Origin of the sequence: Sphingobacterium ginsenosidimutans (assembly GCF_039536865.1) — a bacterium.
Lineage (GTDB): Bacteria > Bacteroidota > Bacteroidia > Sphingobacteriales > Sphingobacteriaceae > Sphingobacterium > Sphingobacterium detergens.
This window is the reverse complement of record NZ_BAAAZK010000009.1, coordinates 147,767-172,907: the sequence shown is the minus strand read 5'-3', so window position 1 is coordinate 172,907 and position 25,141 is coordinate 147,767. Positions and strand designations below refer to the sequence as shown.

Below are 25,141 nucleotides of genomic sequence, written 5' to 3'. Positions count from 1 at the left end.
ATCCTCCCGCTACCCCATTTCCTATGGCTTTTGTGAGATTTCTGCCTGCGAATATAAATCCAGATTTTTTTTCATCTTTTTATTTTATACTTTCACTTACAGTTATTTGTTCGCTAATAGATTATCAGCGAATTAAATAAGCTAACGAGGTTCATTTTTTTGACCAGCGGAATGGAAGATGCATTAAATAAACAATTATGAACAGTAAGATAATAGGTCTGACGATTATTCTTTTGCTCGCTGCATTGGCACTCTCAGCCAATATGGCCAATCCTTTTGGTCCTCATAGCATCACAGCACAACTGGTTCCTTCGGGTAAAGCGAAAGTACTTCGCGAGCGAATAGATATCCAGCTTGTGCAAGACACACTGGATTATGATTATCAGAGCCAATTCAATATCGAGTATATTATCCATGCGGAGGAAAATATGGACTTCCCTTTGGTATTCCTTGCCTTCAATTTAGATGGATTAGAAAAGGTGACTGTTAACCAAAATGAGATTAAATCCCTCCCCTTGGATCCATCAAACACAAAATTCCCTTTCCTACGGCTCAAAGATGGTTATTATGAGATCAGCTATGGAAAAGCGGAATGGGAACGAATTAACCTGAATGATGGATTTTATTTTACCGCCAAACTTCACAAGGGTGAAAACAGCATCAAAGTTCAGTACCGTGCTTTAATGAAGTATGACCGGCGGGATATCCTCACAAAATATGAAATTGAATACCTTTTATTCCCCTCCAAGTATTGGTCTTCCTTTGGCCCAATTGATCTGTACCTGCATACGGGAGATAAGATGAAGGCTTACGCACAGAATTTGGGCGTTCCTAAACAGCAAACGGACACACTCGTACATTGGGTCATTGAATCCGTCGGAAAACAGGACAGTTTCAAAATCGAAGTTGGGGAAAAGACCTCATTTTTAGCAAGTACCATCCTCTGGATCAGTCCGGGGCTCCTCGCATTCATCAGCTCCCTAGTGCTATTTTATTTACACATCAGGTATATCTATAAAAAGTACAAAATCGGCCGGTACCGTTATGCATTGCTCATTGGAAATCTGATCGTACCGGCTTCATTCTATAGTTTTTGCTGGTTTTGGAGCAGTTTGGCAAATTACCTGGTCAATGGTATTTTTGCAGATAACAGTCGGGGGTTTATTCTATTGGTCATTGTTACCTTGCCATTTATCTATATCATTTATGATCTGGTTCTTTTTGTCATCGATAGAAGCATCCGGATCAAATTTCAAAAACAGCAACCGAAATAAGCTGACCTATTTTTTATAGGTCAGCTTATTTTCAATCATCCGATTGTTATATTGTTGAATAAAAGCTTTCATCTTGGTTTCCATCGTATCCAGGACAGCTGGATGTTGTTTTATCAAGTCCTGTTTCATCAAGCGATCTTGCTTCATATTATAAAGAGATAATGGTTTAAGACCATCGTAAGACATCATATAGTCTTTGTAGTAAAAATTATAGCTTCCTGCATTATTGTTCAGCACAAAATTGTCCCTTCCCGGCTTAAATGCATCCGATCCAAAGGCAAAATAAGGTTCGTCATAATGAAGGTAATTTAATACCGTTGGCATAATATCGATCTGTTGGACCAGTTTATCGGCCTTGCCGACCAAGCCATCGCCCGGCGCATAAAATATAATCGGGATCTGGAAGCCCCCGGCTGTGGTCTGGTACTCGGGAAGGTAACTTACAGTTGCATGATCAGCACAGATCACAAATAAGGTATTGTTGAACCAGGGCATTTTAGATGCTGTGGCAAAAAACTCGCGAAGTGCATTGTCAGTATAACCAATAGGTTCCTGTACCGGTAGCGGTCCTTTCGGAAATTTTCCTTGATACTTCTCTGGCACCTTAAAGGGATGGTGTGAGGACAGCGAAAAGAAGCTCGCAAAAAACGGTTGTTTTAACGTATTGATTTTATTCGCAGTAAACTGTAGAAAAGGTTCATCCCAGATCCCCCAGATACCATCAAAATCCCGATCATTGTTATATTCGTTTTTACCAAAATAATGTTGAATTCCGGCTAACTTCATATAGGCGGAAAAACCCATACTTCCATTCGGCGCTCCGTGGAAAAATGCTGTTTCATACCCTTTTTTCCCCAGGAGTTTAGCCAAGCTAGTGGTTTCATTACCCGAATACACCGAAAGCACAAAGGGTTCGCCAATGGAAGGGATACCTGTAATCACCGAAGGCAAAGCGTCGATGGATTTGCGACCATTCGCATAGGTATCTGTAAAGGTATAGCCGTTGCGAATCAAAGAATCTAAAAAAGGAGTATAACCTTTATATTTCCCACCTTGAATATCTTTATTCAGTTCACCAAAATGTTCCTTCGCGAAGCTTTCCAAAATCAAGACAACAACATTCTTTTTATTGAAGGGTTTGTCCGTTTGTGGAAAATGGATTGGATCATACAACTTGCTCAACTCTTGCTCTGGATAATAGTTCACCGGCTTGAGACTAACAGCTTTTAAGGTTTTCAATATACTAAATGGCGTATTCAGTACAATATTCATTTCTTCGGGGGTGTCCACATAGTCACCGGCATTGCTCAATGTAATCGGACGGGTACTGTGTGCCCAGCCGCCACGAACGCCACCTATAAAAAGAAAAGCCGTCAATAAAAAGAAAGGAACCTGAACAAGGAAAGATTTCCAGGAATAACGTTTTGGTCTTTCCAGTTGGATCAATTGATACGATTTCGATAAGCCATAAACGAGCAGTGCAAATACCAGCAGGAGATACCAGTAATCAAGACAAAAGTCAAATGCCAATTTAAACAAGTTGGACTCATTTGAAAACTGGCTCAATACCGTACCGGTGGTCCGTTTTAGTGTAAACGGGTAATAGGCATAGTCAATCAGATTCAAGGCGATCCCTAGTGAATTGACTACGACAAAGATCCATTTGGAAATCCGTTGATAGATTGGATTAGTTATGAATGATCCGGGGACCGTCTGCATAACAATGTAAAGAATATTTAGATAGAGCAAAGCAACAGTATCAAAACGCACACCTCCACCAAACATCACAAACAGTTTCCCTGCATTTACATTAGGAAATAATGAGGCATTAAGTAGGTAAAACCCCCATCTAAGCAGGGCGTAAACGATTAAAAGAAAGGCAAAGCGAATGGCGACTGCAAAATAGGGTGCTAATATTCCTCTTAACTTCATCCGGTTAATATTTTAGAAATTCACGATAAACCTGCTGATAATACGCTTTGGCAATATTCAATATACTATCGGTTTTGGCAGCAGGATATTCTTTATTGGATCTATAATTGATGATACGGCCAACATTATCAAAAGATACCGACTGTTCAGGTGTAACTGCTCCAAAGGCATCTTTGGAATTATAGAAAGCGATCTGTGGTGTCGTCGGATTAAATAAATCCCGACTCCAGTGATATCTATTGGTCGGAAGTTTCAACTGCGTCAACAGCGTCGTGGCTAAATCCGTTTGGTTTCCGATCCGATTGAAGATCTTACCCCGGTATTCCGGTTTGATAACATCACCGAAAAAGATCAATGGGATATGGAATCTATTTGGATGGAAAAGCTCCCATTTTTCCGATGGCAAGCGATGGCCATGATCCGCAACTATCACAAAAAGGGTATTTTTGTACCAGGCTTCTTTCTTGGCTTTACCAATAAAATCGAAAACAGCCGAGTCCGTATAATTCGCTGTGCTTCTGAACTTATCGGCATTGTTGGTACTACCAAATTTATAACCGTGCTTTAATTCAAATGGTTCGTGATTGATCAATGTAAATATCGTTGAGAAAAAAGGCTGTTTCTCCTTGTTAAAATCATGAATCATCTGGTTGAACACCACATGATCGTAGACTCCCCAGGAAGCCCGCTCGGCATCCAAACCAAAATTAGCGTTATCAACCACTCTGGAAATACCATGTGTCAACATATAGGACTTGAAATTATAAAACTCACTTTGTCCACCATGATAAAAAGAAGTTTCATAACCTGCATGGTCAAATTCCTGCCCAATAGCAGGCATATTTTCGTGCTTGTCGATATATTTAATAATACTTTCTGGTCCCTGTGCCGGAAATCCACTGAGTATAGCAACCATCCCCTTATCCGAACGATCGGCGGCAGAATAGATGTGATCAAATAAAATTCCACCTTTGATCAATTCTTCCATATGTGGCGTTATGCCCTTCTCTCCTCCCAAAGACTGGATGAGGTCACCGACAAAACTTTCCAGCATGATGATAACGACATTGGGGCGTGTCGTAGATAAAACTTCGACCGCAGAATCAGGTTGACTTTGGAAGGCAGGCTTCAACTGCTCCTGAATAACTTGTTGGTCTGAGCCGTAGAAATCATAAGGGCTTTTCAGTTTTGTGCTCTTGGTAAAAAAGTCGCGCAAAAGCGACCATTGTGTATTCACAGCCGCATGATTATAAAAGGTAACCTCAGAATAATAAGCTTTACTAGGGTTTAGTGTTGCGCGGCCATAGCCCCCACGGATAAAGGTAAAGAGAACAAAAACGCCGACGGCCAATTTTAAAAAGTTGCCAATCGGTGATTTAACATTAAAAAAATACACTTTTTTGAACATCCAACGGTAGAGAAAATACCCACAAAATATCCCCACCAACATCCCGAGGATCGGAAGAAAAACAGGTGTAGACTCTGCAGAAGCTACCGCACCGGATGGTGATGCCAGGAAAGCATCTATAGCTCGTTTTGATATTTTATCCCCCCATTCTCGATAGATATTAACATTGATAAAACTCGTCACAAAAAATAAAACCAGTACAACAATTGTGTAAATATCAAGGATGATGCGTTTTGGCTGAACCTTTGGGAAAAAGCTTAGTATGCAATAAACAACAAATGGAATAGCACATATATAGGATACGGCTGAAAAATCGAGGCTTAATCCATGAAAATAGATTCTAAAAATCTCCGTAAAATTGGCTGTTCCTATTTTCTCAAAAAAAGCTGAAATAAAAATAAATCTATCTATAAAACAGATAATTAGCCAAAACAAAAAATATTGTGTTAACGCTCTAAGTTCGTTCGCAAATCGTTGCATCCCTTCGTGTAAAAATAAAACAGGCAAATTTACATTAATTTACATTAAAACTAGGCTAATCGACTAGTAATATGAAGAAAAGATTAAAAAAGTGTTAAGGGTTGAGTATTGAGTAGTGAGTAGTGAGATTCTGCTTGTACAAGCCTTCGGCTTATTCGGATGGTTCCGACTTTTTAATTTTTGCCTCTTTAGACATTGTCTTCGATCTTTCATCTCTAATGCTTGCCCTTTTCATCTTTAGTTCCTCGTCCTTGATCTACAATCAATAACAAGATCAATGATAACAAGGAAAATAACATAGAATTCCTTACTTTTGTATTCCTTAAAAAATTGAATATAGAATTTAAAATGAGCATAGCGAAAACTTACAATCCAAAAGAAGCTGAAGAAAAATGGTACAGCTATTGGAAAGCGAACGGATTTTTCCGGTCTACTCCTGACGAACGTGAACCTTATACGATTGTAATGCCGCCACCGAATGTCACTGGCGTATTGCACATGGGTCATATGCTGAACAATACGATTCAAGACGTTTTGATTCGCCGCGCACGTATGCAAGGTAAAAACGCTTGTTGGGTACCGGGGACAGATCACGCCTCCATTGCCACTGAAGCTAAGGTCGTCGCTATGTTAAAGGAGCAAGGCATTGACAAAAGATCCTTATCCCGTGAGGATTTTTTAAAGCATGCTTGGGAATGGAAAGAAAAGTACGGTGGTATTATCTTAAAGCAACTGGAAAAACTAGGCGCTTCCTGTGATTGGGATCGTACCCGTTTTACCATGGATCCTGAATTGTATCAATCGGTGATTCGCGTATTTGTTGACCTTTACAATAAAGGGTTAATCTATCGTGGTTACCGCATGGTTAACTGGGATCCAGAAGCCAAAACCAATATCTCTGACGAAGAAGTGGTCTACAAGGAAAAGAACGGTAAATTATACCATCTGAAATATCAGGTTGAAGGAACGGACAAATATATTGTCGTTGCCACAACCCGTCCTGAAACGATCTTTGGTGATACAGCAGTATGTATCAATCCAAACGACGAACGCTACACCTGGTTAAAAGGAAAACAAGTGATTGTACCAATCGTCGGACGTAAAGTGAATATCATTGAAGATGAATATGTGGATCTTGAGTTTGGTACCGGCTGTCTTAAAGTAACTCCAGCGCACGATATCAATGACTACGAACTAGGTAAAAAGCATGATCTGGAGTTTGTGGACATCTTTACCGATGAAGCGAAATTAAACGACAACGGCTTACATTATGCTGGTATGGATCGCTTCAAAGTACGTAAAGAGATCGAAAAAGAACTGGAAGAAAAAGGATTATTGGAAAAAGTAGAAAACTACACCAATAATGTCGGAACATCTGAAAGAACTGGTGCTGTTATTGAGCCTAAGATCTCTAACCAATGGTTCCTGAAAATGGAAGACCTCGGAAAACCTGCACTGGATAATGTCATGGATGACACCATTAAATTCCATCCGACAAAGTTCAAAAATATCTACCGCAACTGGATGGAAAATGTAACAGATTGGAACATTTCAAGACAATTGTGGTGGGGGCATCAAATACCTGCTTACTTCTATGGTGATGGTAACGATGATTTTGTCGTTGCACAGACTGCCGAAGAAGCACTTTCACTGGCACAGCAAAAATCGGGCAATGCGGGTCTAACGCTTGCGGATTTGCGTCAGGACGAAGATGTGCTTGACACTTGGTTTTCAGCTTGGTTATGGCCAATTTCTGTATTCAACGGTATCAATGAGCCTGAAAATGAAGAGATCAAGTATTATTACCCAACGCAGGATCTAGTCACTGCACCCGATATTATTTTCTTCTGGGTAGCACGCATGATTGTATCGGGTTATGAATTCCGTGGACAGCTACCTTTTGAAAATGTTTATTTTACAGGTATTGTACGCGATAAATTAGGGCGCAAGATGTCAAAATCTCTGGGTAATTCACCTGATCCTATTGATTTGATGAACGAATATGGTGCTGATGCAACGCGCATGGGCATGTTATTGACAGCTCCTGCAGGAAATGACTTACCTTTTGACGTTGAGCTTTGTGTACAGGGCCGTAATTTTGCCAATAAAATCTGGAATGCCTTCCGTCTGGTAAAAGGCTTAGAGGTTATCGATGCTCCAGCTTCAGCAGCAGACAAAATCTCCGCTGCATGGTTTGATTCTCGATTCAATCAAGCATTAACTGAAATTGAAGAAAACTTCAAGCATTACCGTTTATCAGATGCCTTGATGACAACTTATAAATTGGTATGGGATGACTTCTGTGCCTGGTACCTTGAACTGGTGAAACCAGCTTATGGCTCACCTATTGCTTCGGAAACTTTGGAAATGGTAAAATCCTTCTTCCAACGTATATTGACTTTGGTACACCCTTTTATGCCTTTCCTAACGGAAGAACTGTGGCATGATGAGTTGTTCGGCACAAAAGAGGAAAAAGACTGTATCATTGTCGCTGAATTTCCAAAAGTTAGTGCATTTGATGAGCATATTATCAAAGATTTTGCTGTAGCACAACAGATCATTTCCGAAGTTCGTAATATCCGCAATTCGAAAGGTATCTCACCAAAAGTAGCATTACCTTTGGCAATCAACCAACAGTCTGACATTGATCTGGCACAGTATATTGCGATCATCACGAAAATTGCCAACCTAGAAGCCGTGACATTTGTGACAGAAAAAGTAGCTGGTGCAACAAGTTTCTTGGCGGGTAAGGATGAATGTTATGTACTCTTGGAAAACAATATTGATGTAGATGCAGAACGCGAACGTATTGAAAAAGAACTGGACTACCTGAAAGGATTCTTGGTGTCTGTAGACAAAAAACTTTCGAACGAACGTTTTGTACAAAATGCAAAACCGGAAATCGTTGAAAACGAAAAAAGCAAGAAAGCTGATGCAGAAGCTAAAATCAAGATTCTTCAAGATAGCTTGGCCACTTTAGCTTAAAACATATAGACAATATTTCCCTATAGGGGCCGTCCAAAAAGAAAATCGGATGGCCCCTATTTTCTTTACGCCTAATCGTATTTCTCATCCTATTCCTATCCAAACAGCTCAGAGTTCGTTTTTACTTTGGGGGCTTCTCCTTTTTCACTTTCATACCCACATCTGATGCGATCGGACGATAAAAACTTTACGCTATTGTCTATCTGTTGATTTTTAACTTTATAAGAATTCCTGTAAAAAAATGAATAACTTTATAAGAGCGAACTTAAATTATAGCATTATGGGATTCAAGGAAACATTTCAAATCAACGGTGAAAACCTTTTACAAAAGATCAAAGAAATCATTGCAGAGGGCAATGTAAATAAAATCAGCATTTCGGACAAACATGGCAAAGAAATCATGAGTTTTCCAATTACTGTTGGCGCAATAGGGTTGATTTTAGCACCTGTATTTGCGGCTATTGGTGCAGTAGCGGCCCTGCTCACCGAGTGTACAATTACTGTGGAGCGAAACAGCGAAAAGAAAGAAGAGGAAAAGCCGGACGATTCTGCTGAGCCTCCAACAACAATCACCGTTAAATAATTGACCCTTAAATTTTACGATCATGAACATCATAAAGAATATCCTTTGTGTTTTGTTTGGCCTTCTTTTTGTCAATGCGGGCTTAGATAAAATCTTTCATTATATGCCTGTTCCACCTATGGACATGGATATGCAAAAGGTATTTCAGGCATTCATCACGATAAAATGGCTAATGCCGCTCGTTGCAATCATCGAAATCCTGGGCGGCTTATTATTTCTCCTCCCAAAGACGAGAACCTTAGGCGCATTGGTTATCTTTCCCATACTCATCGGCATTTTCACACATAACATGATTTTTTATAGCCAAATGGGATTAATTATCTGGGCTGTACTTTTTATCATTTGGTTATGGGTGATTTTTGAAAATTGGGGTAAATATAAAAAGCTAATGGAGTAATTTCCTTGACAAATTGATCGATATTACGTGCTTTTGTTAGCATAAAATTAAAAAATAAAAAACTTTATACTCCAAAAATGGTTTGGTCAATTATTTGATGTGTTTTATATGCTATCCCTTCAATCACAAAGCTTTTAGGGATAAATGGGGAATTGTCTAAAATTTGCATACATATGTTGCACAAATTAAACTTGCATATACAAGCAAATTTATCTTAGTTTGCTTAAATGGCGGTGATATAAGTTAATATCTGAAAAACTTTGCAAACTTTTTTCCGTTTTAATTTTTATTAGTAGATACTTAAATCAAATTATACGTTGAACAGATTTACCCGAATTGCTTTCAAAACAATATTGTGGATTATTGGAGTAATAATTGCGCTGGTTATTCTAGTTGTATTTTTAATCCGAATACCCTCGGTTCAGAACTATATTGCAGGAAAAGTAACTCATTATGTCGAAGGAAAAATAGGTACACCGGTAAAAATCGGTTATATTAATATTGATTTTCCCAAAAAACTAGTGTTACAGGACATCTATCTGGAAGATCAGAGTAAGGACACCCTTGTTGCGGGAAAAAGCATCGCTGTGGACATCAATATGCTCAAACTATTGAAAAACACGGTCGAGATCCAAAGTATCGAAGCGGAAGGGATCACAGCAAAAATTCGCAGAACACTACCGGACAGTTCCTTTAATTTTGATTATATCGTCAAAGCATTTGCATCCGAAAAGGAAAGCAAACCTACAGCCGATACCACTTCTGCCCTGCTGTTCAATCTCGATAAAATAAAGCTTGATAAATTTCATATTGTTTACGCTGATGACGTTATCGGAACAAGTGCTGACGTCTATTTAGGTACACTAAACACCAATATCAAGAAATTTGACCTGACCAAAAACATGGCCTTCAATCTGCCAAAGGTAAAAATAGACGGCTTAAGCGCAACGGTCAAACAATGGAAACCTGTCGTAGATGGCACAGCTCCATCCGTCAAAGACTTTGGTATCACAGACAAAACCGCACAAACCACAACCCTACTTCCGGATGTGGGGATACAGATTGCCGACTTGGCCAATATCCTTATCCGCTATGAAGATCAATCCAGCTCGCTTAAAACAAAGTTCAACATTAAAAATCTCCGTGCAGATATCAACAAGATTGATTTAAACAAGGAGCTTGTTGATATCCAAACCATCCACTTGGATGGCTCCGACAATGAAGTACTCTTTGGAAAAGTAGCCAAGAAAACGCAGCCTACAGGCAATGCCACCGCTGATACCACAAAAATCAAATGGGTTGTCTCAGCCAAAGACATCAATATCAACAATACAAGTCTAGCTTACCGGGATGACAATCAAGCCCGTATGAAAGGCTTCGATTATTTCAACATCAAGATTCCGGGAATAAAAACAAATCTGACGGATTTATATTATAGCGCGGATTCGATCAGTGGATCATTAAATGAACTGACCGCATCAGATCACTCAGGCCTTGTTATCAAACAGCTTAAAGGGGACTTTAAATATACCAATACAGGAGCAGAGATTAAGAACCTCTATGCGGAAACGCCACGTACGCTCATTCGGGACTACCTCAAAGTAAGCTACCCTTCACTGGATATCATTACCAAAAAGCCGGAATTGATCTACGTGAATGCAACAGTCAAAAAGAGCCATGTCGATATGCGCGACATTTATTTCTTTGCACCGTTCCTTGACACAATGCAGGTCATGAAACCGTTGATGGACAAAAAATTCAATATCGACGGTCGCGTAGTGGGCAAACTTAATGATCTGAATATTCCAAGTATTGATTTTCAGACGCTCTCCAATACACGGGTTATTGCAAGTCTGCGCCTAAAGGGGCTGCCGGATGTAGATAAGATGTCCATGGACCTTAATCTGAAAAAATTAACAACTGGTCGCTCGGATATTGAAAAACTTGTCGCCAAAACCATGTTGCCAACAGGTCTTCAACTGCCCAATACGATCGGACTCACGGGGACATTTAAAGGCGGGATGACCGCTTTTGACACCAATCTTTCGTTGGTTACTGAAAAGGGAACGGCCAAAGTTGATGGGAAAGTGAGCATGGCGGGCAGAGATACGACCTACGATGCTTTTGTTAGCATCCGTGATTTTGATATTGGCCAGATCATGAAAATGGATAGCACCCTGGGCATTCTTTCCTTTGAAGGAAAAATAAAAGGACATGGAACAGATCCCAAGAAACTTGTCGCCAATTTCGACGGTAAAGTAAACCGTATGGATGCCATGGGTTATCGTTATCAGAATATCGATATGAACCTCACTGCAGACAAAGGAGATATTAAAGCTTCCGTAGTGAGTCCTGACCCCAATATTAAATTAAAGCTGGATGCCACAGCCAATATGAAATCTAAATATCCGCAAGTGGATTTTGAACTGATGGTGGACACCATCAACCTCAAAAATCTGAAGCTGATGGCGGATGATTTCAAATACCACGGTAAGATGGTCGGGCATTTTACTTCAGCTGATCCAAACTTTCTGAATGGGGAGGCACATATCACCGGCTCGTCCATCGCCTACAATGATGCTTATTATTCCCTGGATAGCATCTCGTTGATTGCAAAATCAGATACATCGAGAAATTTGCTACTTCTAAAATCGGCTTTTTTCAATGCCCACCTAGTCGGAAAATATAAGATACTAGAACTACAGAATGCCGTTCGGGATATTTTGCAGGTTTATTACCAGCCCGGAAAGCCTGTTAAGGTTCCTCCCTATGAACCGCAGAATATCGAATTTTCGGCACAGTTGACCCGTACCAAATTTGTGCAGGATTTTGTTCCAGAATTAACCCAAATGAAAGATATCACGCTGGATGGAATGTTCAACAGTGCCACGAAAACAATATTGGCCAAATTAGATGCTCCGAAAATAGTCTACAACGGAACGGAAATAAACAACGTTACCCTGGATATAAACACCCTGGACAGCACCCTTTACTATTCGGCTTTGATCAATAAGATCAAGGTCAACAATATCGAGCTTATCAATACGGTATTTAGTGGTTCCGTCATTCAGAATAACCTGGATTTTGGACTATGGATAAAAGATAAAAAAGAGAAAGAACAGTATCATTTAGGTGGGGATATGCGCGTGGACAACGGAGCATTTGTTTTCAGCCTACATCAGGACGGCTTAATGCTGAACTACGACAAATGGAACGTAAATCCGGCCAACGTACTTAAATTTGGTAACACAGGTATTCAGGCAAAAGATTTTGTTCTGAGTAGTAAGGGGCAAGAATTGAGTATATCGTCACAAGACAGCGTATTAAATTCACCCGTAAATATTTCCTTTAAGAATTTCCGCATCGAAACCATAAGTAAAATGCTGGAGAGCGATATTATGGATCTAGGTGGTGGCATCAATGGCCAGGCAACAATATCACGTTTGGAAAGCAACCCTGTATTTGTTTCGGATTTGCTCATCGACAAATTCTATGTCGGAAAAGATACTGTCGGAAATGTGAATATCAAAGTCAACAACGAAAAAGAAAATACCTACAGTGCAAATGTCAGTATCAGTGAAAACGGCAATAATGTTGTATTAAACGGTGATTTTATTAGCCCACCGAAAGGAGAATCCAGTCTGGATTTCACATTGGATATCCAACCGTTGAGCATGCAAACTGTACAAGCATTTAGTTTAGGCTACCTGAAAGATTCAAAAGGAAACCTTGAAGGTCAATTGAAAATAACCGGTTCCCCTTCGAAACCTCGTATAGATGGCGACGTCAAATTTAAAGACGCTCAATTCAATATCGCCATGTTAAATGCCCTCTTTAAAGCAAAAGATGAAACTGTGCATTTTGACAATAGTGGCATCAGCTTTCCAAAATTTGCACTGGAAGACAAAAAAGGAAATATTGCCAAAGTTACAGGTTCGATCGATACAAAAACCTATACTGATTTTGATTTTAATCTGAACGTGAATACGGACAATTTTGAGGTGCTAAATTCAACCCAGACGGACAACGACATGTTCTATGGTAAGATGTACCTGACATCCAACCTAAGGATCAGAGGAAATCTGGACAAACCTGTTGTCGATGGAACCATCAAAGTTCTTGACGACACCGATTTTACTTTCGTTATGCCAAATGAGAATCCGGGAATGGCTGACCGTAAAGGTGTGGTAGAGTTTGTTGATAAGAGCGATACAACCCATACGAACGTATTTGCCAAGCTGGATTCCATGACTGTTACCAAATTGACCGGAATAGATGTGGATCTGAATCTACAAACCGATAAAGAGGCTAAATTTAAGATTCTTTTGGATGCTGGTTCACAGGATGCCCTAAATATCCAGGGGCAGGCGGAATTAAATGCAGGTATAGACGCCAGCAGTAAGGTTACCCTGTCTGGGACATTTACCGTGGACAAAGGAAGTTATTCCTTTAGTTTTGGCCCAGTGAAAAAAGATTTTACCTTCCAAAAAGGAAGTACCATCACCTGGAATGGGGACCCGTTGGACGCACGTCTTAATATCACGGCTGCATATATGATCAAGGCGCCTACCTTAGAACTGGTGGCAACGCAACTGGGATCAGAAAATGCCAATCTGTACAAACAACGTGTTCCGTTCAATGTTTTACTAAAAATTACAGACAAGCTCTTCCAGCCACAGTTGGGTTTTGATATTGATCTGGACGAGAATAACTCCATCGTATCCCAGGATGTCGTCAGTAAGGTAAACAATGCCTTGACTACACTCCGTGAAAATCCGTCTGAACTCAACAAGCAGGTGTTCTCCCTCATTGTATTGGGGCGATTTATGTCGACCAATCCGTTTGAAAGTTTATCCGGTGGCGGTGGTACAGAAGCTATCGTTCGGAATAGTATCAGTTCGTTCCTGAGCGGACAGTTAAACCGTTTGGCTTCAGAGTTGATCACCGGTGTAGAACTGGATTTCAACTTAACCTCCGAGCAGGACTATGCAACCGGAGCTGGACAAACTCGAACCGACTTAAATATCGGTGTATCAAAAATGCTCCTGAATGACCGCCTGAAAATTACTGTAGGCTCCAATTTTGAGGTCGAAGGCAATACAAGACCCGGTGAAACCGCCAATAATATTGCGGGTGATATCCAATTGGATTATCAACTGTCTCAAGACGGTCGCTATTTTGCACGTGTTTATCGCAAAAACCAATATCAAGTGACACTTCAGGGGCAATATGTTGAAACAGGTATCGGGTTTATTATCAATATGGACTATAATAAGTTTAAAGAGATCTGGATGAGTTCCAAAAAACTTAAGGAATACTATGATACCGACAGCAAAGGGTTTAGAAAACGCTTTAATGTGGAACGGATGGAAACGGATTCCGTCTATCGGGACAGCGTCCGTACAGTCATTAGAGACAGTTTGATGCTCCATAGTCCGGAGTATAGAAAACGTATTGAAGAGCGTGAAAAAGAAAAACGTAAACAACAATTGGACTCAAGTAAAAATGCGCCAAAAAATCCAAGTCCAAAAACAAATTTAGATACGATCAGAACGACAGCGATTAAAAATGAAGATGAGGAAAGGAGTTATCATGCGAGCTAAACTGAAATTTGCTATCGGAATATTGACACTGGGCACAATAATAGCCTCCTGTTCTTCCACCAAGAACTTGAAAGAAGGAGAAAGCCTGTATGTCAAAGGCAATGTGATTATAGATTCGGATACCATTTCAAAGGAGAATAAGGAAAAGCTTGCAACCTATCTTCAGTCGGCATTGATGCCCAAACCCAATAAACGTCTGGCAGGTGTTCCGTTTAAGCTTTATTTTAATAATATGGCTGGTGATTCAGCCAATAAAAACATGATCAAGAGATTCTTCAAGAAAATTGGTGAAGAACCTGTTTTGTTGAGTGATGTCAACCGTGAATACAATGAGAACCTGCTGCGGAACCGTATGGAGAATATTGGTTTTTTCAATGCTGAGGTAAAATCCGACACACTGGTAGAGGAAAAAAAAGCCACCGTAAATTATACAGCCAAGCCAAATATCATCTACAAAATCCAGTCGGTCAAATTTGATATCGATAGCAACAGCCAATTGGGTCGGGATATCCGATCATCTTCGGACAAGAGCCTTTTGCAGGTGGGTAAACATTACAGTCTTGATGTCGTGCTGAATGAACGTGACCGCATTGACAATGACCTTAAAAACAAAGGTTATTACTATTTTAGCCCAGATTATATTTTGGTTGAAGTCGACAGTTCGCATCGGAACAACAGGGTTGACATGTATGTAACGGTAAAAAAGGAAACACCAGCACAAGCAAAGGTTCCTTCGAAAATCAATAAGATCTATATTTTTCCGAATTACACGGAGACCAGTTCAGGCTACCAACGGTCGACCCGAAATGCCGAGTTGTTTGACAGTAGTTACTATTTTATAGACCGGAGAAATACCTTTCGCAAACCCGTTATCGCAAAACATATCTTCTTCCATCCTGGAGATACATACAACCGTACGGCGCACAACCAGACGATCAGCCATTTGGTCAACCTGAACAGCTGGAAATTTGTTAAGAACAACTTTGTGGATAGTAAGGAGGTACCCAATGCACTAGATGTCTATTACTATCTCACACCACTACCAAAAAAATCCTTGCGGGTAGAACTACTTGGCAAAATGGCATCGGTCTATAATGGTACTGAAGTCAACGTCAATTGGACCCTGCGCAATGCATTTAAGGGTGCCGAGCAATTGAGCTTTAATGTCTTTGGAGGATATGAAACCCAAACCGGAGGAAATGCCGATCTGAATTCCAGCTATTACCGTTACGGAATGGAAGCTACCCTGACATTTCCTCGGATCCTGTCTCCTTTTGGCAGTATTAACCCCTCACGTCGATTTATCCCCAAAACCTATGTCAAAGGACGTTATGAATTCTTAAATCGCCGTAAGGCTTATACACTCAATTCAATCGCCCTAGATTATGGTTATATCTGGCAAGAATCGGAGGAAAAGCAGCATGACCTTGCCTTGATGGAAATTACCTATGTACAGCCTAAAGGTATTTCGGAGAATTACCAAAGGCAGATGGATACCATTCCCGCTCTGCGACATGCCATTGATCCACAGTTTACGATCGGACCAAACTACAACTTCACGTTCCAGAATACGATGAAGCAGCACTTGAAGAATACGTTCTATTTCAAAGGAAATTTGGATCTTTCGGGTAATATCCTTGGTTTAATCAAAGGGGCAGACTTCAATAAGGGCAAGACATTCAAACTATTCGATGCCTACTTCTCCCAGTATATTAAATTAAGCGGCGACGGAAGGCATTATATGAAACTGTCTGAGAATTCCCAATTAGCTTCCCGGGTGAGTCTCGGCTTGAGTTATTCCTATGGAAACTCGCGATCCCTTCCCTATTTAAAACAATATTATGTCGGTGGGCCAAACAGTATCCGTGCCTTTGGTGCCCGTGCGATAGGTCCGGGAACCGTTGCTCCAGAGAAATTGAGCAATGGGTTATTTTATGCTGATCAAACCGGCGATATCAAATTGGAAATGAATACTGAATATCGTTCTAAACTGGCTGGTTTTGTCCATTGGGCGGCGTTTATTGATGCAGGTAACGTCTGGTTACAACGAGAAGATGTGAACAAACCAGGAGCTAAGTTTAGCAAAAACTTTTTAAATGAACTTGCTGTAGGTGGCGGAGCCGGCTTGCGTTTCGACTTTACCTTCCTAATTATCCGAACAGATTTTTCCATTCCATTCCGTATCCCCTACTTACCTAAAGGGGAACGTTGGGTATTTAAGGATATAGATTTTGGCAGTTCGCAATGGCGCAAAGATAACCTGATGTTCAATCTGGCCATTGGCTATCCGTTCTAGAACTGAGTCATACGATTTGGATGAAATTTGAAATCAGTAAATTCTCATTCGAAAATTCACCTCAAACAAAAAAAGACTGTCTTTTAGGACAGTCTTTTTTTGTCTTTTGGTTCTATAAGCATCCGCATCCATTCGTAAGCAAATAAGAGATTATACCATGATAGTGCCACAAGGGTATCACGATTAGCATAATCCGGATGAGCGCTTCTATTATCTTTTTAAAAACAAGTTATTCCGGTGAAATTGATTGATTTACTGACAATAATTCGTTAAATTCAAGCATTATTTACTAATCCACATAAATGCTCATGAAATATCCATGTCAAAAAACAGTACAAGCATTCGCGAAAATAGACTGGATATTCCATATGGCCATTAAAAAACAAATAATTTACATATGAAAGTAACTATTGTTGGTGCTGGAGCTGTAGGAGCAACTACAGCGGACAATTTAATCCGTCGAAATGTCGCCGAGGAGATTGTGTTATTGGATATCAAGGAAGGATTTGCAGAGGGAAAAGCGCAAGATATGGCCCAAACGGCTGCCCTACTGGGTTTTGAATCCAAAATCAAAGGAGTTACCAATGACTATCTGTCTACTGCGGGTTCTACTGTTGCTGTCATCACCTCAGGTATTCCCCGTAAACCGGGAATGACCCGTGAGGAATTGATCGGGACAAATGCAAATATTGTCAAATCAGTTGTAGAGAATTTGGTAAAACACTCTCCGGATATCATTATTGTCATTGTCTCCAATCCAATGGATACGATGACCTACCTCGCGCTCAAGTCAAGCGGTTTGCCTAAAAATAGGATTATCGGAATGGGGGGTACTTTGGATTCAGCTCGCTTCAAATATCAATTGAGTGAAAAATTAAATGCGTCGGCCGCAGACCTCAATGCCATTGTCATTGGTGGCCACGGTGATACGACCATGATTCCTCTGATAAAGCACTCCACGTGGAACAGCATTCCGGTCAGTAACTTTCTTACTGCTGAAGAACAGGCGGAGATTGTCCATAAGACCATGGTGGGCGGAGCAACTTTAACGAGCCTGATTGGTACGTCAGCCTGGTATGCTCCAGGTGCTGCTACTGCTGCAGTGGTCGAAAGCATTGTACGTGACCAAGGTAAATTATTTACCGCTTCTGTTTACCTCGAAGGTGAATTTGGCCAGGAGGATATTAATCTTGGTGTTCCGGTTGTTATTAACAAAAAAGGCTGGGATCGCATTATTCCATTACAACTGGATGAGGAAGATAAGGAAAAATTCAGCAAAAGTGCTGACGCCGTACGCACCATGAATAATGTATTGAAAGAGATAAAGGTATTGTAATCAACATAAATTAGTGAGAAAAAAGGCTGTTATTCTAAATAACGGCCTTTTTTCATGTTGCAAAAAAGATTTTACTTTCATAGGAACATCGGTGCGCTTCAAACTTTTTTTTTAATTAAATTTTTAGCTATGTTTGGGAATATGACAACAGTACCTTTTCAAATCTTAGATCTTCAGGGACAAGGAACACATATTCTTGTTGATGTAACGCTTTATGAACGCAGTTTTAAAATGGTCATCGATACGGGAGCATCTAAAACCGTATTTGATAAAACCCAAATGGGACATCTTTTGGAGGATCAATTGCTGTTGGAACCATCGGAAACCTTATCAACAGGTTTGGGCACCAACTCGATGGAAAGCTTCAACATGGAAATTCCCAGTTTGGCAATCGGCACCTGGCACATCAACAAATTGAAGACCGCCGTACTGGACCTAAGTTCGATCAATTATGCCTATCAGCAAATGGATCTGGAGCCTGTGATCGGGGTACTAGGTGGTGATATTTTCGCTGATTATGGTGCCGTTATTGATTATGCGAAAAAGACATTACGCTTGCGGGACCGAAAAATCAAGAGTAAGTAAGCCCGTAAAATATCCCGTACTAGACTGGTAAGCCTCCGGCTTGCTATACCAGAATCTCAATACGCAATACCAACTACTCAATACTACAGTTTAAAAAGCCGCTTATGGATATGCATCCGCAGGTAAGTATAATACAGTAGCGCAATAACGATCCCCAGTCCACCCATCAGGTATAAGGTCGTTCGTAAACCATAATAACTCGCCAGGGAACCGATCATAAGTGTACCTATTGGAAATATCCCTTGAAAGGCCATGACATAATACGAAATAGCCCGCGCCCGGTAGATCGGTATGGCATGTGTCTGAATATAGGTATTGATACTGGAATTCTGCATCATCATAGCAAAGGAAACCAGCATCACATAGACTAAAGCCATCTGTAACATAGTGGAATGCGCTAGGAACAGTAATGCTAGCCCCATCAGTGCAGCCGCTCCCATCACCTGATAGCGGAGATTCGTTCCCGATTTTAGTCGGGCCATGTTAAATGCACCGATCATGGCCCCCAATCCGGCAGCACTTTCAAACCAGGAAAATATACGCTCATCCCCATGAAACATCTCTTTCGCTATCGCGGGCAAAAGTGAGGTATAAGGAATGACGATCAAACTGGAAAAAGTCATGATAATAATCAAGGAGGAAATATGCGGTGAACGTTTGAGGTAGCGAAATCCCTCGACCAGTCCCTCCCAGTTGCTACCTTTACTTAGTTGCACCTTGGTTTCATCCACCTTCATCATCAACAATGTAATGATAACGGGTACAAAGCTGATAAAATTCAATGCAAAACAGACCAATTCACCATAGGTACTGAGTAAGATTCCACCGATGGCGGGTCCCAGCATCCGGGCAGCGTTAAAGATGGTTGAATTGAGCGCAATGGCGTTGGGCAGATCCTTGCGGTCACCGACCAGATACATCATCAAAGATTGTCGACCGAGCACGTCAAAGGAGTTGATGACCCCTTGTATCAGCCCAAGAACCGAGAGCCACAACACAGTCTCCAATTTAAGGTAAACCAGCAATGTCAGCATACCTGCTTGTATCATCAGGCCGATCTGCGTCAATAACACCAGTTTATATTTCTTATGTTTATCAACAAAACTTCCGATAAAAGGGGACAAGACCAAGGAGGGTAATAAGGAAATAAACTGAACGAAACCCAACCAGAAGACCGAACTGGTCAGTTCATAGACCAGCCAGCTGATTGCTATTCGCTGCATCCAAGTCCCCATGAGGGAAATTGCTTGTCCTATTACATGTAAACGGAAGTTTCTATAATGGAGCGATCTAAAAATCTGCATATATAAAGATAATACTATAAAAGTATAACAAAAAAGAACGGGAAGAGATTCTATTTTGCAAAAATAATGATGTAATTCATCGAAATAGATGTGTAATACTGGAATATAATCAATAACTTTGCACCTATTATTTTGAACATTAAAATAATCAAATAATTATCATTCAATAACATACACAATGAAATTTTTTATTGACACAGCGAACCTAGAGCAAATCAAGGAAGCCCAAGACTTAGGCGTATTAGACGGTGTAACGACCAATCCAAGTTTAATGGCTAAAGAAGGTATCAGCGGTGATGAGAACGTAATCAACCACTACAAAGCAATCTGTGCAATTGTTGACGGCGACGTGAGTGCTGAGGTTATTTCTACAACTTACGAAGAAATGATCAAAGAAGGCGAAGCATTAGCAGCTCTTGACAGCAAGATCGTTGTAAAAGTTCCTATGATCAAAGATGGCGTGAAAGCAATCAAATATTTCAGCAAAAAAGGTATTAAAACAAACTGTACATTAGTATTCACTGCTGGTCAAGCTTTATTGGCTGCAAAAGCAGGCGCTACATATGTATCTCCTTTTATTGGCCGTTTGGATGATATCTCTACAGACGGATTGGCATTGATCGAAGATATCCGTTTGATCTACGACAACTACCAATACCCAACACAGATCTTAGCAGCTTCTGTACGCCATAGCGCACACATCTTAGGTTGTGCTAAAATCGGTGCAGATGTAATGACAGGCCCATTATCAGCAATGTTAGCATTGTTGAAACACCCATTGACAGATAGCGGTTTAGCAACATTCTTGGCTGACCACGCTAAAGCTGCGGGTAAATAAAATAGCCTATACCTCGGTATAGGTTTTGAACCGATAAGGGGAAGATGACAATAATCTTAACCTTATCGGTTTTCTTATGTGGATAAATTCCGTATTTTTGTAATTGATCTAAGGTTATAACGAATAAATCCATGGAACAATCCAACACTGTATATCCAGAAATTCTGAAACGAAATAGTTTAAAAATCACCCAACCCAGGTTAAAGGTTCTTGAAATTATTTCAACGAAAGATTCGGCTATTTCGCAACCGGAACTGGAGAAATTGTTGGGTAAGGATATCGACCGTGTGACATTGTATCGTGTATTGGCCAGTTTTGAGGAAAAGGGTATTATCCATAAGATCTTTGATCTACACGGAACCGCTACCTATGCCATGTGTTCCACCAACTGTTCCGAACATGACCATCATGACCAACATGTGCATTTCATCTGTCGGGTATGCAACTCGGTCTATTGTCTGGACGAAATTACATTGCCAAAAGTGTCTATCCCCGATGGATTTAGCTTGGAGGCGATTGCCATTAACGCGCTTGGCGTATGTAATCATTGTAAAAAATAAATCACAACCTACAGCTTCAAAACAATTTTCCGCTTGATCTGTCTATAATTTGGAAATCGGATTCACTCCGATTGGCTCGGCTATTGTACGGGTGAATGCTGATTTTTTTGTACCTTGTATCAACACCGTAATCATCATACAGATGAATGATTGCGCATAGCGTTGGTTTATTGTACCTACGGGATAATAACCGCTATTCGACACACTAGCGATCATACAAATGACTTGGTTGCTAATACAAATGAGTAAATAATAAAACGAATGAAGACAAGAAAAGATAATCCCTATAAAGAGGTATTAACCCAACTGATCATCGATATTTTCGAAAAATCAGGAAACAAGCCCCTCAACTATAAGCAAGTTTCTTCCAAATTGAATCTGACGGACAACGATTCCAAAGTTGCTATTGCTGATATTTTGCAGGAAAATGTACGAAGCGGACTTTTTGTGGAAGTAGAGCGCGGAAAATTTAACCTGAAACAAATTAAAGTATATGTCACCGGGAAAGTGGATATGACAGCCGATGGTTCCGCCTATATTATCCCTGAGGATGAATTTGAAAACGATATTTATATTGCGCCGCGTAAACTAAGACAAGCCCTGCATGGCGACATTGTCAAAGTACACACTTTTGAGAAAAGAAAAGGTGGCCGCAAAAAAGAAGGTGAAGTTATTGAAATCCTACAGCGGGCCAAAACCGACTTTACGGGAACAATCAGCATTTCAAACAATTTCGCATTTTTTATCGCCGATGATCGCAAGATGTTGCACGATATCTTTATTCCTTTGGACAACTTGAATGGTGCCAAGGACAAAGAGAAAGTTGTGGTTTCGATTATTGACTGGCCAAGTGGCAGTAAGAATCCGGTAGGAACGGTCAAACATGTTCTGGGTGTCAAAGGCGAAAACAACACCGAGATGAATGCGATCTTGGCAGACTACGGCTTCCCATTGGAATTCCCGAAGAAGGTAGAAGACGAAGCCAATAAAATCACGGATAAGATCAGCAAGGAAGAGATTGCCAAAAGACGTGATTTCAGAGGGGTCACCACATTTACAATTGACCCTGCAGATGCCAAAGATTTTGACGATGCCATATCTTTCCAAAAGCTGGAGAATGGCAATTACGAGATCGGTGTACATATTGCCGATGTATCGCATTTTGTGATTCCGGATACCGAGTTGGATAAAGAAGCTTTTAACCGTGCGACATCGGTCTACTTGGTTGACCGTGTTATTCCAATGCTTCCGGAACGTTTGTCCAATGGCGTATGTTCATTACGCCCACATGAAGACAAACTTTGTTTTTCGGCAGTATTCGAAATGGACGAAAAAGCTACTATTCATGAGCAATGGTTTGGCCGCACGATTATCCATTCGGACAGGCGGTTTAGTTATGAGGAGGCACAGGAAGTTATCGAGACGAAATCCGGTGATTTCAGCCATGAGATCTTAAAATTGAACGAGCTCGCTTATATCCTTCGTGAACGTAAGTTTAAAAATGGAGCAATTTCCTTTGAAAGTGAGGAGGTTAAATTCACTTTGGATGAGAATGGCAAACCTACAGGTGTATATACCAAAGTACGTAAAGATGCCCACAAATTGATCGAAGACTTTATGTTGTTGGCCAACCGTAAAGTGGCTGAGTATATCGGTAAACAAGGCCGTGGTAAAAACAAATTAACGTTTGTATACCGATACCACGATGTTCCGAACCCAGAGACGTTGACTACATTTTCGCAATTTGCGGCACGTTTTGGCCACAAGTTAACCATTAAAACAGACAAGGAAACAGCGAAATCCCTCAATGCGATAATGACGAAGATCGAAGGTAGCAAGGAACAAAATATGCTGACCTCCCTGGCGGTGCGTTCAATGGCCAAGGCAATCTATACAACGAAGAAAACAAGCCATTATGGATTGGCATTTGACTATTATACCCATTTCACCTCCCCTATCCGTCGATATCCGGATGTGATGGTGCACCGTCTTTTGCAGTTCTACCTGGATGGTGGTACAAAGGTCAATGCCGAGCACTACGAGAAAATGTCGGAGCACTCTTCACAAATGGAGAAAAAGGCAGCTGAAGCGGAACGCGCATCCATCAAATACAAACAAGCGGAATACCTGCAAGATCAGATCGGTACAGAATATACGGGTATCGTATCGGGTGTGACCGAATGGGGTATGTATGTGGAGATTGAGGAGAACAAGTGTGAGGGTATGGTACGCTTACGTGATATCACGGATGATTTCTACGTACTGGATGAGAAGAACTATGCGATTATTGGCCAACGGAAGAAAAAGAAATTCCAACTGGGTGATGAGGTTCAGATCCGTGTGAAGAAAGTAGATCTAGATAAACGGCAGATTGATTTTACGTTGTTGTCGTAATACAATCTAGTTAGACATAAAAAAACCGTATTAGCGTTACTGATACGGTTTTTTTATGTGTTGTACTGAAGAAACTTATTGTTTGGTTCCTTCGAAAGTAAAAAATACATCACCGACTTTTGTTTCTTTCCCCTGACAAAGAAGTGTTTTATTTTTCACATCAAATAAAAATGATCCTTCTGGAGAAACACCAGATGTCTGAATTGATACGTCCATATTATTGATAACCTTGAACTCTTTTGTAGGTATTTTAAGTGCTTTGTCCCCAATCTCAACTTTCAATGTATTGTCAGATACTTTTGTAACAGTCAAAGTTTTATCAAACATTGGTCCATTGGTATTTGATAGATCTATACTACCCTTATAAGTTCCTACAGCTGCATCAATGCTTCCACCTGTTTGGATAGGCTCATCTTTATCCTTTGAACATCCCACGAAAGCGAACGCTACCAGCGCCAATACCACTGCATACATTAATTTCATTTTCATAATTTGAATACTTTAATTTGTTTTTACTAAAAAATTATCTCTTCGTTTTTAACAAATGTCTTGCCAAAAGAACGCAACAACATGCAGAATAGACAATATACTCAGAAACCAGTAGATAGTCCATTTCAAGAATTCGCATCCTACCCATAGCTACCGAACAATAATAGAGCGACTTAACTGAATTTCTCGTTATGTTCCTTTTTTATTGCGCACCAATTAAAAAAAATCCGCGGGCAAATCTGGTTAAGGACGAAGCAAAAAAAATAAATAAGCTTGCTGTTGAATTAATCTTCATACAGAATAGCAACAAAGCCCCTATTGGGAGATCAGCAGGTCGATGTGGTCAGCGCTCCCGCTGTGTCAGTCAATTACCGGAGCAAAATATCGCTTCTCTCACCTGCCTAAGAGGCTTAGTGGGGTGGCGAAGCGCGTTCGACAGGTGAGTAAATGAAAAACACACCCGGCTATGTCATCTAAACCCTGGACAAAACAGATAAACAGGTGACTAAATCCTTCCGACAGCCGACAAGTTCATCCAGTTGTTGCTGAAAAGAACTAAGACGGGGGTCGATTCAATTATGACAGGTGGGTACATGAACATTCCACCCGACTAAATCAACTAGACCAAGGAGAATATACAGCAGCAGGAGCGCGAACTTGTCAACCCACGCGACGAC

General features: G+C 40.5%; 16 protein-coding genes. 11 read left to right on the top strand and 5 right to left on the bottom strand.

The window, feature by feature from the left end; translation table 11 throughout:
* Positions 1-197: 197 nt before the first annotated feature.
* Entirely contained in the window at positions 198-1,274 is a 1,077-nt protein-coding gene (locus tag ABFX33_RS24110; RefSeq protein ID WP_346088742.1) for a hypothetical protein, read from the top strand.
* 6 nt (positions 1,275-1,280) lie between these two features.
* Here ABFX33_RS24110 and ABFX33_RS24105 read toward each other — a convergent pair whose 3' ends face one another.
* Both ABFX33_RS24105 and ABFX33_RS24100 read right to left on the bottom strand, forming a co-directional pair.
* Positions 1,281-3,206 (bottom strand): LTA synthase family protein, encoded by a 1,926-nt coding sequence (locus ABFX33_RS24105; RefSeq protein WP_346088741.1) that lies wholly within the window; start codon positions 3,204-3,206, stop codon positions 1,281-1,283.
* A gap of 4 nt (positions 3,207-3,210) precedes the next feature.
* Entirely contained in the window at positions 3,211-5,094 is a 1,884-nt protein-coding gene (locus ABFX33_RS24100) for an LTA synthase family protein (protein ID WP_346088739.1), read from the bottom strand.
* A 348-nt stretch (positions 5,095-5,442) separates the two neighbouring features.
* On the opposite strand from ABFX33_RS24100, the gene ABFX33_RS24095 reads away from it, so the two are divergent.
* The 7 genes from ABFX33_RS24095 (at position 5,443) to ABFX33_RS24065 (ending at position 18,879) form a co-directional block, all read left to right on the top strand.
* Positions 5,443-8,079: a valine--tRNA ligase gene (locus tag ABFX33_RS24095; RefSeq protein ID WP_346088737.1), complete on the top strand. Its 2,637-nt coding sequence runs from the start codon at positions 5,443-5,445 to the stop codon at positions 8,077-8,079.
* Positions 8,080-8,320: 241 nt separating this feature from the next.
* Positions 8,321-8,662, top strand: a complete 342-nt coding sequence (locus ABFX33_RS24090) for a DUF4342 domain-containing protein (protein ID WP_223580976.1) — start codon at positions 8,321-8,323, stop codon at positions 8,660-8,662.
* Between the two features lie 22 nt (positions 8,663-8,684).
* Positions 8,685-9,059 (top strand): MauE/DoxX family redox-associated membrane protein, encoded by a 375-nt coding sequence (locus ABFX33_RS24085; protein WP_120262135.1) that lies wholly within the window; start codon positions 8,685-8,687, stop codon positions 9,057-9,059.
* A 317-nt stretch (positions 9,060-9,376) separates the two neighbouring features.
* The gene (locus ABFX33_RS24080) at positions 9,377-14,662 is read left to right on the top strand and encodes a translocation/assembly module TamB domain-containing protein (RefSeq protein WP_346088734.1); all 5,286 of its coding nucleotides are present in this window, start codon (positions 9,377-9,379) and stop codon (positions 14,660-14,662) included.
* Complete coding sequence (tamL, locus tag ABFX33_RS24075; protein ID WP_346088733.1) at positions 14,634-16,958, top strand: translocation and assembly module lipoprotein TamL; 2,325 nt, start codon at positions 14,634-14,636, stop codon at positions 16,956-16,958. Before ABFX33_RS24080 ends, tamL begins: the two co-directional genes overlap by 29 nt.
* A gap of 397 nt (positions 16,959-17,355) precedes the next feature.
* On the top strand, positions 17,356-18,294 hold the full coding sequence (locus ABFX33_RS24070; RefSeq protein ID WP_120262138.1) for a malate dehydrogenase: 939 nt from the start codon (positions 17,356-17,358) through the stop codon (positions 18,292-18,294).
* Positions 18,295-18,423: 129 nt separating this feature from the next.
* On the top strand, positions 18,424-18,879 hold the full coding sequence (locus ABFX33_RS24065; RefSeq protein ID WP_244211865.1) for an aspartyl protease family protein: 456 nt from the start codon (positions 18,424-18,426) through the stop codon (positions 18,877-18,879).
* An 83-nt stretch (positions 18,880-18,962) separates the two neighbouring features.
* Here the strand turns inward: ABFX33_RS24065 and ABFX33_RS24060 are convergent, their stop codons facing one another.
* Positions 18,963-20,183: an MFS transporter gene (locus ABFX33_RS24060; RefSeq protein WP_346088732.1), complete on the bottom strand. Its 1,221-nt coding sequence runs from the start codon at positions 20,181-20,183 to the stop codon at positions 18,963-18,965.
* A gap of 178 nt (positions 20,184-20,361) precedes the next feature.
* Between ABFX33_RS24060 and fsa the strand changes: the two genes are divergently transcribed.
* Together fsa and ABFX33_RS24050 are read left to right on the top strand one after the other, a co-directional pair.
* Complete coding sequence (gene fsa, locus ABFX33_RS24055) at positions 20,362-21,021, top strand: fructose-6-phosphate aldolase (protein ID WP_120262140.1); 660 nt, start codon at positions 20,362-20,364, stop codon at positions 21,019-21,021.
* 131 nt (positions 21,022-21,152) lie between these two features.
* On the top strand, positions 21,153-21,581 hold the full coding sequence (locus tag ABFX33_RS24050; protein ID WP_346088731.1) for a Fur family transcriptional regulator: 429 nt from the start codon (positions 21,153-21,155) through the stop codon (positions 21,579-21,581).
* Between the two features lie 42 nt (positions 21,582-21,623).
* Here the strand turns inward: ABFX33_RS24050 and ABFX33_RS24045 are convergent, their stop codons facing one another.
* Positions 21,624-21,797, bottom strand: coding sequence for a hypothetical protein (locus ABFX33_RS24045; protein WP_257087545.1), 174 nt, complete (start codon positions 21,795-21,797; stop codon positions 21,624-21,626).
* 45 nt (positions 21,798-21,842) lie between these two features.
* Here ABFX33_RS24045 and rnr point away from each other — a divergent pair, with 45 nt between their 5' ends.
* Positions 21,843-23,975 (top strand): ribonuclease R, encoded by a 2,133-nt coding sequence (rnr, locus tag ABFX33_RS24040; protein ID WP_346088729.1) that lies wholly within the window; start codon positions 21,843-21,845, stop codon positions 23,973-23,975.
* A 75-nt stretch (positions 23,976-24,050) separates the two neighbouring features.
* On the opposite strand, the gene ABFX33_RS24035 is transcribed toward rnr, so the two are convergent.
* Positions 24,051-24,464, bottom strand: coding sequence for a hypothetical protein (locus ABFX33_RS24035; RefSeq protein WP_257087544.1), 414 nt, complete (start codon positions 24,462-24,464; stop codon positions 24,051-24,053).
* Between the last annotated feature and the right edge of the window lie 677 nt (positions 24,465-25,141).